7 protein-coding genes and 3 pseudogenes are annotated in these 15,382 nt (G+C 32.7%); 6 read left to right on the top strand and 4 right to left on the bottom strand.

Annotated features, from left to right (window positions below):
* Positions 1-162: 162 nt before the first annotated feature.
* Together AD998_07090 and AD998_07085 are read right to left on the bottom strand one after the other, a co-directional pair.
* Positions 163-885 (bottom strand): annotated as a pseudogene (locus AD998_07090) (hypothetical protein).
* Positions 886-2,183: 1,298 nt separating this feature from the next.
* Complete coding sequence (locus AD998_07085) at positions 2,184-5,297, bottom strand: hypothetical protein (GenBank protein ID KOY85938.1); 3,114 nt, start codon at positions 5,295-5,297, stop codon at positions 2,184-2,186.
* Positions 5,298-5,738: 441 nt separating this feature from the next.
* Between AD998_07085 and AD998_07080 the strand changes: the two are divergent.
* Positions 5,739-6,035, top strand: a pseudogene (locus AD998_07080) (hypothetical protein).
* Between the two features lie 24 nt (positions 6,036-6,059).
* Here AD998_07080 and AD998_07075 read toward each other — a convergent pair.
* The gene (locus tag AD998_07075) at positions 6,060-6,827 is read right to left on the bottom strand and encodes a hydrolase TatD (protein ID KOY85937.1); all 768 of its coding nucleotides are present in this window, start codon (positions 6,825-6,827) and stop codon (positions 6,060-6,062) included.
* Between the two features lie 177 nt (positions 6,828-7,004).
* Here AD998_07075 and AD998_07070 point away from each other — a divergent pair, with 177 nt between their 5' ends.
* Complete coding sequence (locus AD998_07070; protein ID KOY85936.1) at positions 7,005-7,955, top strand: translation factor (SUA5); 951 nt, start codon at positions 7,005-7,007, stop codon at positions 7,953-7,955.
* On the opposite strand, the gene AD998_07065 is transcribed toward AD998_07070, so the two are convergent.
* The gene (locus tag AD998_07065; GenBank protein ID KOY85935.1) at positions 7,956-8,342 is read right to left on the bottom strand and encodes a hypothetical protein; all 387 of its coding nucleotides are present in this window, start codon (positions 8,340-8,342) and stop codon (positions 7,956-7,958) included.
* Positions 8,343-8,481: 139 nt separating this feature from the next.
* Between AD998_07065 and AD998_07060 the strand changes: the two genes are divergently transcribed.
* The 4 genes and pseudogenes from AD998_07060 (at position 8,482) to AD998_07045 (ending at position 15,107) form a co-directional block, all read left to right on the top strand.
* Positions 8,482-9,111 carry a hypothetical protein gene (locus tag AD998_07060; GenBank protein KOY85934.1) on the top strand — a complete coding sequence of 210 codons (630 nt, stop codon included), beginning with the start codon at positions 8,482-8,484 and terminating at the stop codon, positions 9,109-9,111.
* A gap of 120 nt (positions 9,112-9,231) precedes the next feature.
* Positions 9,232-10,515 (top strand): hypothetical protein, encoded by a 1,284-nt coding sequence (locus tag AD998_07055; protein KOY85933.1) that lies wholly within the window; start codon positions 9,232-9,234, stop codon positions 10,513-10,515.
* 51 nt (positions 10,516-10,566) lie between these two features.
* Complete coding sequence (locus AD998_07050; protein KOY85932.1) at positions 10,567-11,676, top strand: hypothetical protein; 1,110 nt, start codon at positions 10,567-10,569, stop codon at positions 11,674-11,676.
* Between the two features lie 35 nt (positions 11,677-11,711).
* A pseudogene (locus tag AD998_07045) lies at positions 11,712-15,107 on the top strand (copper transporter).
* The last annotated feature ends 275 nt before the right edge of the window (positions 15,108-15,382 follow it).

Below are 15,382 nucleotides of genomic sequence, written 5' to 3'. Positions count from 1 at the left end.
TGGATTAATAATCAAATTATATAGAACTTTAAAATGCAAAAAGAGACACAGAAATTATATACTCTGTGTCTCTTTTTATTTACTTACTAATAACAGATATTTCAATTACACACATGAAAAATTATTTAAAAAACAGTTTGTAATGTATAGTATAATCTTAAACTATACAGTTTGTGTAGCTGTTACAGAAACGTTTTCAGGTTCCGCCAAATTAGGTATTTCTATTTTAAAGATAGTGCCAATATTAAGTTCAGAATGCATATCTATTTTACCATTGAGTTTTGTAATAGTTTCTTTTACGATATACAAACCTAAGCCTGAACCCTGACTTTTCTCACTAGCTCGATAAAACATATTAAATACTTTCTCCAGATGCTCTCTACCTATTCCTTGCCCATTATCTGACACAGTAATAAGTGCTTTTTCCGTATTAACTTCTATCTGTATCTTCAAATGCGACTGAATTCCTTGTCTATAATACTGAATACCATTACTAATCAAATTGCCCAGCAATACAGCTAATCTATTCTTATCAGAAGCAAAAGATATATCCTGTTTGATACTGATAATTTTCTTTACTTTATCATATCCTAAATCCGATTTTCTTTGATTAAGTACTTCATTAAGCAATTCTCTGAAATGAATAGATTGTTTTTGAATATCTATACGAGCATTTCTAAGCAAATCTGTAAGTTCTCTTGTGTATAAATCCAGTTTGTGAATACTTTTTTCCTGCATTTCCAAATAAATAGCCAAACTATCAGGATCTTTATCTTGTTTCATGAGTTGGATAAGCCCAATGAGAGATTTGAGTGGTGAGCTTAATTCATGAGAAATACTATATACAAATCTATCTAATTCTGCATTAAGTTTTACAAGTTCATCATTTTGTTGTGTGAGAGCTAATGTTCTTTCTTTTACAATTTTCTCAAGTTCTATATTTTTTTCTCTCTCTACGTCTTTTTTTGCTTTTTCTTTTAAAATTTGATTTTCTTTATGTACTACTTCTAGTCTCATTCTATTAAGCTTTCCTGCTATTCCAAAAGAAATGGTGAGTATATATAACATATAACCTACATGCAGGCCATAGTTGTTCCACCAAGGAGATGTAAGTGAGCCAAACATAGCTAGAAGGTTGATACAAGCCCCTACAATCAGAAATACGTTAGCAACCATCAAATATTTTGCTAAAGCTACCTTATTTTGATACGCCCACACAAAACCCCAAATGGCCATCATGATATAAAGAGGTACTAAACCTATTAAAACATAGATTCCAAAAATAGGCGTAAACAGACTTACTAGTGTATTAACAAAAAAGAATCCTGATAATACTTTTAGAATATCAGAGAGTTGAGAGTTTTTTGGAACATTTAGAAAAGACCTTGTAAAAAGTATAGAAAACCCCATACCTATACTAATTAAAAAAGATTCAGGAGAATAATTTAAGTTATCATAAACCCAAGGCAAATACGCTGAGAGCATTCCATCATAAGTGCCTACACCTGCTGTAAAAAATAGAACACTCAAAGTAAAATAGATAAGTAAATCTTCTTTTGAAACGAAAAAGCCCAGTAAATTATAAACTACCATCAAAAACATTAATCCATAGAATATACCTAAAAAGAAACTTGTTGAAAATACTTCTGCTTGAAAACTTTCTACTTCCTTTATTTTGATAGGAACAGTCATAAAACTATTAGTTCTGATCCGAAGAAAAACTTGGACTACCTGATTTTTAGGAATATGAATAGGAAAAGCAATCGTGTTACCTTTCAGTAGCTGTTCTTGATTTAAAACTTTTGTACCACTTTTAGAATAAAGAATCTCTTGATTTTGAGTATTCAGTACATATATTTCTACTAATGTGAGTGATGGATCATCAACATATAAGATATACTTATCATTTTCATTATTGTTTTGTATCTTCCCTTTAACCCAAAAAGTAGATTTTGTAAGCCCAAAGTGAAATAGTGGATTGTCTTTAGGGTATTTAAATTGATTTCCACTTGTCAAAGCATCTTGAAGAGTCATCTTTCCTGTTGCATCCTCTGCTACTTTAAATGAGGCATTGATAGCTATATTCAATGTTTCTTCTTTAAGCACGAGAATATCGTTGCTTGCCCACACAAACACACTTAAGAACCAAAAATATATAAAAAGATAATATCTCATATTATGTTTTAAGTCTTTTCGACAAGATTTTGAACTGATTTTTTTTCTGTTTTTTCGTAGAGTGGAAGACTAAACAAAAATTTAGATCCTTTTCCTTCTTCACTTTCAACTTCTAAGTTGCCTCCATTTTTTTCTACAAACTCTTTTACTAAAACCAATCCCAAGCCTGTTCCTACTTCACTGGCTGTTCCTTTGGTGGTATATCTGGAGTCTATTTGAAATATCTTTTTTATTACTTCTTTGTTCATCCCAATACCAGTGTCTATCACTTGTATTTCTACTTCTTTCTGTTTAAGAATAGTCTTAATTGTAACTGTTCCATCTGTAGATGTAAATTTGATGGCATTAGAAAGTAAATTTCTGAGAACTGTATTGATAGAGTTTACATCTATCCAAACTTTTAAGTTCTTGACAGCCTCATTACTCAAGTGTATTCCTTTATTTTGAGCTGAAACAGCAAGTAACTGAATGTTATTTTCAATCAATGTGTATAGATCCGCTTCAGTATAAGTATATTCTAATACTCCCATTTGAGAACGAGACCAAGAAAGCACATTTTCGAGTAAGCTATAAAGGTTTTTTACAGACTTATTGAGGTTTGAACTCATAAAACGAATATCATCTTGACTCATCTCATCAAGATGGTCAGTCATAATATTTAAAAATGCTGTTAAAGAATTCAAGGGGCCTTTTATGTCATGTGCAAGAATAGAGAAAAATTTATCTTTGGTAGCATTGAGTTGCTGTAAGTTTATTTTTTGTTCTTCAATTTCCTTTTTTTGATGAATAAGTTCATCATTTTGAGATATGAGTGCTTTACTAGCTTCCGCAATCTTTATTTGTAGATTTTTTTTCTGATTCTCTACAGAAACAAATCTTTGGCGGACTAAAACAACTACAACTAAACCTACTACAAGAAAAATAAGCACATAAAACCACCAAGTCTGCCAAAATGCAGGTTGAATTACAAAGGTATATTCTGTAATTTGCTCTCCACAAGCTCCATTAGGTAAGCATGCCCTCACTTTAAATGTATATGTACCAGGTGGAAGATTTGTATAAATAGCTTCTGTTTTAGAGCTTTTTTTACTCCAATTATTTTCTATACCTTCTAATATCCATTGATACTCAAATGATTCGGCATATTTATAATTGGTTGGTTCAAACTGAAATGAAAGATAATTTTTATTATATGGCAATTTTAATTCTTTGGGTAGAAAAGACCATTGAATGAAACCTTTGTGGAAAGTATTTAATTCAGCTTCTAACCAATTGGTTTTTTGTAAAAACAATTGTAGTTCTGTCAAATTTACTTGTAATATCTCATCTGTTTGGTTGTCTTTCTCTGGACTATATTTAATAAGCCCTCTTACTGTTCCAAACCAAATATTACCTGCTTTATCTTCATAAATAGCTTTTTCATTAGCTTCTAAGCCTGCAAAACCACTATGTTTGTCATAATTTCTTATTTTTAAAATATTACCTTTTGCATCAATATTTAGCCTACTTATTCCTATTTGAGTTCCTAACCAAACCTGATTCTTTTTATCAACTAAAATTGCATACAGATTATTTGATAAAATTCCATTGGTTTCTGTAATTAAGTCAAACTTTTGAGTTTCTCTTGAAAATCGTAGAAGTCCTCCAAAAGTAGCTATCCAAACATTTCCATTTTTATCCTCAGTAGCATTAATGGTATATTCACTGGGTAAATCATTTTTTTTAGAGTAATTTGTTATTTTTCCTCCATCATAAATAGAAATTCCGTAATTCGTACAAATCCAAATTCTCTTATGAGAGTCTTCAAAAATATCATTAACTAAATCACTTACAAGGTTATGGCTTTTTGTGTTAATCCATGTGGTTTCACCAGTTTGATAATTGTAATAGTACACTCCGTCTTGATATGATGCAAACCATATTCCACTTTGAGCTACACAAATATCAGTAGTATGTAAATCTTCTGGCAATCCATATTTTTTAAATACATTTACTAAAACACCTCCTGTATATTGCCAAACGCCTCTTACTGTACTCACAAGCAATTCATTTTCCAGTGTTTCTGCAATGGTTTGTACTCTTTTTAAATAAATATTCCTTTCAACAGGAATATGAGTAAATTTATTTTTTTCAAAAGCACAAAATGGGTTACTACCACTTTCACCCACCCAATATTTTCCACTTTTATCTTCATAAAAAGCCCAAACTAAACCACTTGTAAGCCCTTCATTATTATAATACTGAGTAAACTGATCTCCAATGTAACGTATCAAGCCTTTTCCATAAGCACTTAACCAAATATTACCAGAATCATCTGCTAAAATAGCTTCTAAAGAATTGATAGGCAATCCATTAGAAGTAGAGAAGTTTTTTATATCTCCATTAGTATCTATTTTAAAAAAACCTTTCTTATCCACTGAAACCCATATATTTTTTGCTTTATCTTCCGATAAGCTCAAAAACTCCAGTAGTGTAAATTGTCCTAAACTTCTATCTAAAGTAAGTCCTCCATTAACATACAAGTACAAATCAACTGTCTTATTAACAGGATTTTCTACTAATATTCGGGGTAGTTTATCACGATTTGAGCCATATAAACGGGCTGTTTTCCCTTTTTCCTTCAATAATTCGTTGAGAGGTGAACTTATCAATTTTTCGTCTTTATATTCATAAAAGCCATTATCTGTTTGTATAATAAGTGCTTTATTTTGATGAATGGCAATTGATTTTACATTGTTATTTTTCTGTAGTTGTAAATTTTGAAATGTAAGATCAGTAAAACTGTCATTGTTATAATATACAATTTTATTAGCCCCTTTTTCTTTTTTAATCAAAAACCACAATTTCCCTTCATAATCTTCTGTTACTTCAAAATCTACTCCATTGCTAAATCCTTGTGTTTCTGTATATTTTTTAAAATTTTTTCCATCATATTTAGTAATTCCTCTTTCAGAAATAAACCACAAATTCCCTTGTTTATCTTCATAGAGTTTTTTCACTCTGTTATTAGCTAACCCATTTTGTTCATTATATGATTTAAAGGAAATTCCATTGAAACGAGCGACTCCTCCTCCATTTGTCCCAACCCAAATACTTCCTCTTCTATCTTCTAAAATATCCATTACTTCTGATTGTGGCAATCCTTCTTCAAGTGAATAGGTACTGAACCGATATTGTTGAGCTTTTGAAACTAAACAGTAAGAGATGAAAAAAATTATATATAGATATGTATATTTTAGTTTGTGCATAGGCAGTCTAAAAGACTTCAATAACTTTATATTAAAGATGCAAAAATATATTGATTTTACGAAAAATTTTCAATACAAATGCTTTTTTTTTGTTAAAACTGTTTCTCTTTTCTAATTTTACAAAAAAAAGACATGAATTTTTGCAAAAAAAGCTACTTATTAGGTTTCATATATTTTTGTTTACAATCTTGTGTAGCACAAAAAGATAATAAAGAAATTATTTCTAATCGTATCAGTGTTTTAGATAGAAAAATCTCCCAAAACCCTCAAGATGCATCTTTATATCTTGAAAGAGCTCATGCTTTAGATAGCACTCAAAATTATTTAAAAGCTCTTACAGACGTCAATGAAACGCTGAAATTAAATAGTAAAAATATTGATGCTTATTATTTGAGAGGCATTTTAAAAATAAAATTGGATGATGCATCAGGAGCCATCAACGATTTCAATAAAGTTATTTTATTAGACTCTAAAAATGCTCCAGCTTATTACCAAAGAGGTTTGATACGATTATCTGTGAATGATAAATCAGGAGCTTGTTTAGAGTTTAAAAAGGCTTTGGAGTACAAATACTCAAAAGTTCAAGAAATGATAGACAAAAACTGTAAATGATAAAAGATTGCATGAAACAGTCTTTTATATAATTTCACCAAACATTTTCTTAGCATTTTTGGTAGTAGCTTGTGCCACAGCTTCCACACTCACACCTTTTATTTGAGCAATGGTTTTGGCAATGATAGGAATATAGCTACTTTCATTTCGTCCACCTCTATGTGGAACGGGTGCTAAATATGGGCTATCTGTTTCTAAAACCAAGTGTTCAAGGTTTATTTGTGGCAATACTGTATCTAAACCTGATTTTTTGAAAGTTACAACCCCACCAATCCCTAAATAAAATCCCAATGCAATTATTTTTTCAGCTTGTTCTACTGTTCCCCCAAAGCAATGAAATACTCCTCTGAGCCCTTCTATTTGCAAATCCTCAATAAGCTGGATTGTTTCATCCATTGAATCTCTGCAATGAATAATCAGGGGTAAATCGTATTCTTTAGCCCACAAAGCTTGTATTTTAAAAGCCTCTACTTGCTCTTTCCAATGTGTTTTGTCCCAATACAAATCTGTACCCATTTCGCCAATAGCCACAAATTTTCGTTTTTTGAGCCAATCTTCTATAATATAAAGTTCTTTTTCAAAACCTTTTTTCACAGAACAAGGGTGTAAACCCATTGTAGCAATACATTCTGGATGCTTTAATTCCAATTCAAGCATACTATCTATGCTTTTTACATCAATATTGGGTAAATAAATTTTCTCTAACCCTGCGTCCTTACTACGATTCACTGTATCTGAAAGGTCATTTTTAAATTCTTTCAAATACAAATGAGCATGTGTGTCTATAAACATTTTTTTATATTTTTATTTCTTTTTTTTAATTATCTACAAATCAACATTTTATACAACAACAACAATTTATAACTCATAACTTGTCATTCAAATAAAGAGTTTTTAGTTATTTTTGTGCAAAAATAGCAACAAATAAACCAAGAACAAAGCATTTGCTTTGACTCTTTATTTAAACACATGATAAGCAAAGATTTACAATTAGCAGAAAAACTCCTAAGAGAAGGAAATTTGGTAGCCATACCCACTGAAACTGTATATGGGCTTGCTGCCAATGCTTTGGATGTAAAAGCTGTAGCTAAAATCTTTGAAGTCAAAAATAGACCAACATTTGATCCTCTCATTATACATACCAATTCTATTGACAAAATAAACCAATTTGTAGAGTATATTCCTGAGCAAGCATGGTTATTGGCTCAAGCATTTTGGCCTGGTTCACTTACTTTATTACTTTCCAAAAGGGATATTATACCCGATTTGGTTACTTCGGGGCTCTCAAGGGTGGCTGTTCGTATTCCCAAACATACACTAACACTTAATCTATTAGAAAAGCTTGATTTTCCTTTGGCTGCTCCCAGTGCAAACCCTTTTGGGTATATCAGCCCCACCAAAGCCGAGCATGTAGAAGCTCAATTAGGTAATAAAATTTCTTTAATTTTGGATGGCGGAGCTTGTGAAGTAGGTATTGAGTCCACAATTGTTGGTTTTGAAGAAGGAAAAGCTATTATTTATAGATTAGGTGGCATCAGTGTAGAAACCATTGAAAATGTGATAGGTAGTGTAGAAATACGCCCTCATTCCAGCTCCAACCCCAATGCCCCTGGCATGTTAGAAAGCCATTATGCCCCTCGAAAACCTTTTTTCTTGGATAATAAAAATGCTCTTTTAGAGAAATTCCTTCCTGAAGAAATTGGGGTATTATCTTTTTTTGAATTTAAAGAAGATTTTCCTTTGGAGAATCAAAAAATACTATCCCCCAACAAAGACTTTTTAGAAGCAGCTCAAAATCTGTTTTCCTTTATGCGAGAACTCGACCAAATGCCTATAAAAGTCATTATTGCTGAATTATTACCCGAAGAAAATTTAGGCAAAGCCATCAATGATAGGCTTCGTAGAGCTGCCACCAAATAACTAAATAGGCTGTATCATATCCCAAAGATTACCATATAAATCTGCAAAAACACAAACCTTACCATAAACTTCTACAATAGGCTCTCTAACAATTTGTACATCTTTGTCCAATAAATTTTGATAATCCCTTTCAAAATTATCAGTGTACAGAAATAAAAAAACTCGCCCACCTGTTTGATTTCCCACTCTGCTTGCTTGTTCATCATTATTTGCTTTAGCTAATAATAATGAACAATCTGAACCATCAGGTTTTACAATGACCCAACGTTTAGTTTCTGAGAGTTTTGTATCTTCTATAAGTTTAAAATTGAGTTTTTGAGTATAAAATGTTATGGCTTTGTCGTAATCATCAACTACCAAAGCAATATGTGCAATAGATTGAGGCATACAGATATAGAAAATGTGAAAGTAGAATACTTTGAATAAACTTCAAAATTAAAAGAAAAAGTCATAAAAAAAACTGAAAAAACTTTGGAAATTTTTAAAGTTTCCGTAGTTTTGTGTCGAAAAATATTTTAAAATTTAAGTGGAAACAAAAGAACGCATATTAGCCAAAGCAGAAGAACTTTTTATGAGATATGGTATCCGTAGTATCACGATGGATGATATCGCAAGAGATTTGGCTATGTCTAAAAAAACAATTTATCAATTCTTTAAGGATAAAGATGATTTGGTATATCAGATGGGAGTTCGTCATTTTGAGCAAGATAAAAGTGAAATTTGCCAAATCATGCAAAGTGCAGGAAATGCCATAGACGAAGTAATTGGTATGAGTCGACATCTTAAAAATAATTTAAAAGGTGTCAATCCATCATTATTTTTCGACTTACAACGTTATCATCCAAAGGCTTGGAGTTTATGGCAAGAGCACAAAAAAGGCTTTATCATCGAACAAGTAAAGAAAAATATTGAACAAGGTGTACAAGAGGGTTTATACAAAGCTGATTTAAACATCGAAATTTTAGCTATTTTAAGAGTAATGCAAATAGAAATGGCTTTTGATGGCACTTTGTTCCCTCCTGATAAATTTGACATCTTAACAATTCAAATTACGTTTTTAGAGCATTTTATTAGAGGTATTGTTACTCCAAAAGGCTTTGCTCTGCTTGAAGAGTATTTTACAAAAGAACCTCAAAAAGTTTTTAATAATCCTTAAAATCTACCTTTAACCAGCTATAAAAGTTTTACTCTTTATTTATTTTAATGTATGAAACAACTAATCTATTTGACATTTTTGCTGTTTGCACATTTTTCTTATGCACAACAACGCCACACCATGACGCTCCAACAATGTTTGGAATATGCCTACACAAATTCTGCTACCATTCAAAAATCATTGTTGGATGAACAAATTGCCAAAGCCAGAGTAAATGAAACCATTGGTATTGGTTTACCGCAAATTAATGGCTCTGCGAGTTTGTTGTATAACTTTGAGTTAGCCCCTAATTTTCTACCTGCTAACTTTTTTGACCCAACAGCCCCAGCAGATGCAGATTTTATTGCAAGAAGAGGTATTTTTAGTCCAAAATTTTCTAGTAGTGCAGGAATAACCATCAATCAGATTATTTTCAATGGTTCTTATTTAGTGGGTTTGCAAGCCGCTCAAACATACACTCAATTATCCAAAAGAAATACAGAAACATCTAAAATAGCTACAGCCGAAAATGTAACCAAAGCGTATTTTTCATTATTGGTTGCTAAAGAGAGAGTTACACTATTAGATAATAACCTATCCCGTTTAGATTCATTACTCAAAGATGTAAGAGCATTGAACAAACAAGGCTTCGCAGAAAATCTAGATTTAAACCGTTTGGAAGTAACAGCCAATAATTTGCGTTCAGAGAAAAACAAAGTAGATAGATTGATTCAGTTGAGCAATGAGCTTTTAAAATTTCAAATGGGAATGCCTGCTCAAGATCAATTGGATGTGACAGGTTCTATTAGAGATTTTCAGTTGGAGCAAATCCCTGAACAAAATGTAAAAGCTGACTACAAAAGTAGAATTGAATACAGCACTCTCGAAACAGGTATTGCTTTATCTGAACTTAACAAAAAGAATGTACGCTCAGGTTATCTACCCAATTTAGTAGCTTTTGGGCAAATGGGTTATCAGACTGGTACAAAATATTTTGCCAATATTGGAGATTTCAAAAATCGTTGGTTGGGTTATGGTACAGTTGGCTTGCAACTCAACGTTCCTATTTTTGATGGTTTACAGAAAAAGTACAAAGTCCAACAAAGTAATTTAGAGCTTCTCAAATTGGAACAAGATAGAAAAAATCTTGAAAAAGCTATTGATTTTCAGACTAATCAGTCTCAAATCACGCTTCGTAATGCCTTAGAATCTTTGGAAATCCAAAAACGTAATATGGAGCTTGCCAAAGAGGTTGTGAGAGTATCTCAAATTAAATATAAGCAAGGTGTAGGTACAAGCTCAGACATTGTAACCGCAGAAAGTGCAGTTAAAGAAGCTGAAACCAATTATTATGCTTCATTATATGATGCTCTCATTGCCAAAGTAGATTTAGATAAAGCATTAGGAAAACTTATCAAAAACTAAAATATTCAGCCTTCAACCTTTTATTTTTATTGAATTTAAACTTTTTATAATATGAAACCCATACTATTTTTTACACTCTTAGTTTTTTTAGTAAGTGCCTGTGGAGGCAAAGTAGATAAAAAAGCTGAATTAGCTCAATTAAAATCTCAAAAGAAAGAGATAGATGCTAAAATTGCTCAATTAGAAAAAGAACTTGGTACAAATACCAAGCTGATGAAAGCCAAAAATGTAATGATAACCTCTTTACAAAGTGGTAGTTTCTCTAATTATGTAGAAATACAAGGAAGATTTGAATCTGACCGTATTGTAAACGTTGGGGCACAAGTACCTGGTGTAGTACAAGCCGTATATGTACGCAGAGGCGATTTTGTAGGTGCTGGACAGGTTGTTGCAGTGATTGATGGAAGTCTCATTCTCAAGAATATGGCTCCTCTCAAAACACAAATAGAACTTGCAAAAACTGTTTATGAGAAACAAAAAACCCTTTGGGAACAAAAAATAGGAACAGAAATCGCTTATTTACAAGCTAAAAGTACCGTAGATGGTTTAGAACAACAAATGTCTGCTTTGCAAGAACAATACTCTAAAACGAGAGTTGTGGCTCCAATGGGTGGAACAGTAGAAGAAGTTTATATGAAAATGGGTGAAATGGCTTCACCAGGTATGCCAGGTATCAAGATTGTAAATGCTTCTGATTTGAGAGCTGTTGCGGATGTGCCTGAAAGCTACTCAGCTCAAATTAAAAACGGAGCAGAGGTGATTGTTCATCTTCCTGATTTAAAGAGAGATGTAAAAGGTAAAATTGTCTTTACAGCACAAACCATCAATCCTCTGAATCGTAGTTTTAGAGTGGAGGTAGTTATTCCTTACGATAAAGACATTCGTCCTAACATGATTGCAACTCTTAAAGTAGAAAATTATCAAAAAGATGCTTCTATTACAGTGCCTATCAATGTAGTACAAAGTAGTACTGATGGTAGTTTTGTAATGGTAGCTGTTGAAGAAAATGGACAAAAAGTAGCTAAAAGAAGAAAAATCCAAGTTGGGCAAATTTATAATCGTTCTGCCGAAATTTTAGGAGGTTTACAAAATGGTGATAAAGTAATCACTGTTGGTTATCAAGACCTCAATGAAGGCGATTTAATTAGCTACAAGCTTTAAAACTTTACACTTAAACCATTTGACCTCTTATAGTTATGAGTCATAAAATGAAAGAATTTTTCGCCTCAAGTTGGGCAATTAATAATAAAACTGTGGTTTATGTAATTACTGTATTTTTATTACTTGCTGGCTTATATTCTTACGATAAATTGCCCAAAGAACAATTTCCTGATATTGTAGTCCCTACTATTTATGTACAAACTACTTATATTGGAGCATCACCAAAGGATGTAGAAAACCTTATTTCTAAGCCTATTGAAGATGAATTGAAATCTGTAAAAGATATTAAAAAGGTAACATCTACTTCTGTAGAAAACTTTTCGGCTGTAATGGTAGAATTCAACACCAGTGTTACTACAGAAATTGCTAAACAGCGTGTAAAAGATGCTGTAGATAAAGCTAAACCCAAATTACCCAATAGTACTTTGCGTAAAGAACCTCTAGTTCAAGAGGTCGATTTTTCGGAGTTTCCAATTATGTATGTCAATATTTCAGGAGACTACCCTTTAGATAAGCTCAAGAAATATGCAGAATTGTTGGAAGAAAAAATTGAAGGTTTCTCTGAAATCAGACGTGTAGATATTGTGGGAGCATTGGACAGAGAAATTCAAATCAATATTGATAAATTTAAAATGGAAGCTGCCAATATTTCTTTTGGAGATATTGAGCGAGCTGTGGGTGCAGAAAACGTCACCATCCCTGGTGGTGTAATTCAATTAGATGCAGTTCGCCGTTCTGTAAGCATTTCAGGAGAATTTAAAGATATTGATGCCCTCCAAAAAATGGTTATTAGTAGTGCCTCAGGTGGAAATGTGTATCTCAAAGATATAGCTGAAATCAAAGATGGCTTCAAAGAGCAAGAAAGCTTTGCAAGAATGAATAATAAGGCTGTTGTTACGCTTAATATTATCAAGAAAGGTGGAGAAAATCTTATTTCTGCATCAGATAAAATAAAAGACTTAACTAAGATGCTTCAAACAGAAGGTAAATTACCTTCAGCATTGGCAGTAGATTTCACTGGTGATCAATCTAAAAATACTCGTATCACACTACACGACTTAATAAACACCATCATCATTGGTTTTGTACTTGTTACTATTATTTTAATGTTTTTCATGGGTGTAACCAATGCTATTTTTGTGGCAATGTCTGTACCTTTATCTGTAGCATTAGCCTTTTTGGTTTTCCCAAGTATAGGTTTTACACTTAATTTCATTGTACTTTTTGCTTTTTTACTCGCATTAGGTATTGTGGTAGATGATGCCATTGTCGTTATTGAAAATACACACCGTATTTTTGATAATGGTAAAGTGCCTATCAAACAAGCTGCTAAAACTGCTGCTGGTGAAGTGTTTTTACCTGTTCTTTCGGGTACAGCTACTACCTTAGCTCCTTTTATTCCACTTGCTTTCTGGCCTGGTATTATTGGAAAATTCATGTACTTTTTACCTGTAACACTGATTGTTACGTTGGTTGCTTCGCTTATCATTGCTTATATCATCAACCCTGTATTTGCTGTTGATTTTATGAAGCCTCATGATGACCATACGAAGAAAAAAGAAGGTACTTTTTACCAACGAAACAAAGGAACAATTACAGTAGGTGTTATATTCCTGTTTTTAGCTCTTATTTTTTATGCAGCAGGCTCTGTGGGCATGGGTAATTTTACATTGACTCTTTTTGCTTTCTTTTTACTAAATAAATATGTTTTAACAAAAGTTATTTACAATTTCCAAAACAAAACTTGGCCTGCTGTACAAGATGCTTATAAGCGTTTGCTTACTTGGCTTCTCAAAGGCTTAAGACCTGCCATGTTGTTTGTAGGAGGAATTGGTTTGTTTATTTTCAGTGTTATTTTGATTGGTATTCGTAAACCTGCTGTGGAGTTTTTCCCACAAGCAGACCCTAATTTCGTGTATGTGTATGCTTCTTTGCCTATTGGTACAGACCAAACTTATACAGACTCCGTGATGAAAGTTTTGGAGAAGCGTGTAAATAATATCATTTACCCCAATGGCAAGAACAACCCTTTGGTTTCATCTGTTATCAGTAATGTAACAATTGGTGCAAGTGAAGACCAAAATGATAGAAGCCCAACACCTCACAAAGGTAAAATTCAGGTAGCATTTGTAGAATTTGCACAACGTAATGGACAATCTACACGAGATTATATGAATAAAATCCGTGATGATATGGCGAAATTGGATATACCTCATACCATCAAGATTGTAGTGGACCAAGAAAAAGGAGGACCTCCAACAGGAAAACCCATTGCTGTAGAAATTATGGGTGAAAATTTGGATGAACTTGTCATTGTTGGAGATTCACTTCAAAAGTTCTTGGAAAATCAACAAATTGCAGGTGTTGAAAAGTTACAGTCTGATATTCAAAGAGATAAACCACAGTTACGTGTAGTTATTGATAGAGAAAGAGCTAACAGAGAGGGTCTATTTACAGGACAAATTGGTGGTGAAATTAGTACTGCTGTTTTGGGGAAAGAGCTTTCTAAACTCAAAGAAGGTGAAGATGAATATCCTATTATGCTTCGTTACAGAAAAGACCAAAGAGACAATCTAGCAGCCTTGATTACCCATAAAATCACTTTTAGAGATATGGCGAAAGGTGGCGTATTACGCCAAGTACCTGTTTCAGCTGTTGCAGATTTGAAGTATGATAACACTTTTGGAGGAATTAAGCGTAAAAATCAGAAGAAAATCATTACCATTGGTTCAAATATTTTATCAGGTTATGACCCCAGCCAAGTTGTAAAAGAAGTAGAAGACCAAATTAGTGTTTTCAAAGATAAATTTGACGTTCCAGAAAATGTAACCATTGTTATGGGAGGCGAACAAGAGCAACAAAAAGAAACTTCCAGTTTCTTAGGGCTTGCTGGTTTAATAGCTTTGGGTTTGATTTTAGTAATTCTCATTCTTCAATTCAATTCACTTACCAAAACAGCTATTATTCTTATTCAAATTATCTTTAGTATCATTGGGGTGATGTTGGGCTTGGCTATCACAGGTATGACAGTGTCCATCATCATGACAGGTATTGGTATTGTAGCTCTTGCAGGTATTGTGGTTCGTAATGGTATTTTATTGGTAGAATTTACAGATATTCTTCGTGAAAGAGGCTTACCCATGAAAGAAGCTATTATTGAGGCTGGTAGAGAAAGGATGACACCTGTATTGCTTACAGCAACAGCTACTATTTTGGGTCTTATTCCTTTAGCAGTAGGTTTAAACATTGACTTTGCCAAACTGTTTTCTGAAGGAAATCCTCATTTATTCTTTGGTGGTGATAGTGTTGCCTTCTGGGGTCCTCTTTCTTGGACTATGATTTTCGGATTGGCATTTGCAACATTACTTACCCTTATTCTTGTACCTGCCATGTATTTAGTTTCTCAATCTTTTAAAGAAAAACTTTTAAAAAGATTCAAAAAGAATACTGATAATCATACAGAAACATTGGTAGAAAACCATGAAGAAAAAGAATTAGAAACTATAAAGTAAGCTAAATACCCTTCAACTATAATGATGAAAGCCTACCCAATTGGGTAGGCTTTTTTTGTTCCCTTCGTCATTGCGAACTGCGAGCATAGCGAATCTAAAGAGATTAGCTACGCCGAGCCTTTGGGACCTCATTTCGTTCACTCATAATGATGCAATCCTTCCGTCATTATGAGTGCAACGAAGCAATCTATCAC

This window comes from bacterium 336/3 (assembly GCA_001281695.1).
GTDB lineage: Bacteria > Bacteroidota > Bacteroidia > Cytophagales > Thermonemataceae > Raineya.
The sequence above is the reverse complement of the archived record's forward strand: the minus strand, read 5'-3'. Positions and strand labels throughout refer to the sequence as shown.

Excerpts from the sequence above, each read along its gene's own strand:
- AD998_07085 (KOY85938.1), bottom strand. The coding sequence starts at position 5,297 with ATGGATATTTTAGAAGATAGAAGAGGAAGTATTTGGGTTGGGACAAAT.
- AD998_07075 (KOY85937.1), bottom strand. The coding sequence starts at position 6,827 with ATGTTTATAGACACACATGCTCATTTGTATTTGAAAGAATTTAAAAAT.
- AD998_07070 (KOY85936.1), top strand. The coding sequence starts at position 7,005 with ATGATAAGCAAAGATTTACAATTAGCAGAAAAACTCCTAAGAGAAGGA.
- AD998_07065 (KOY85935.1), bottom strand. The coding sequence starts at position 8,342 with ATGCCTCAATCTATTGCACATATTGCTTTGGTAGTTGATGATTACGAC.
- AD998_07055 (KOY85933.1), top strand. The coding sequence starts at position 9,232 with ATGACGCTCCAACAATGTTTGGAATATGCCTACACAAATTCTGCTACC.
- AD998_07050 (KOY85932.1), top strand. The coding sequence starts at position 10,567 with ATGAAACCCATACTATTTTTTACACTCTTAGTTTTTTTAGTAAGTGCC.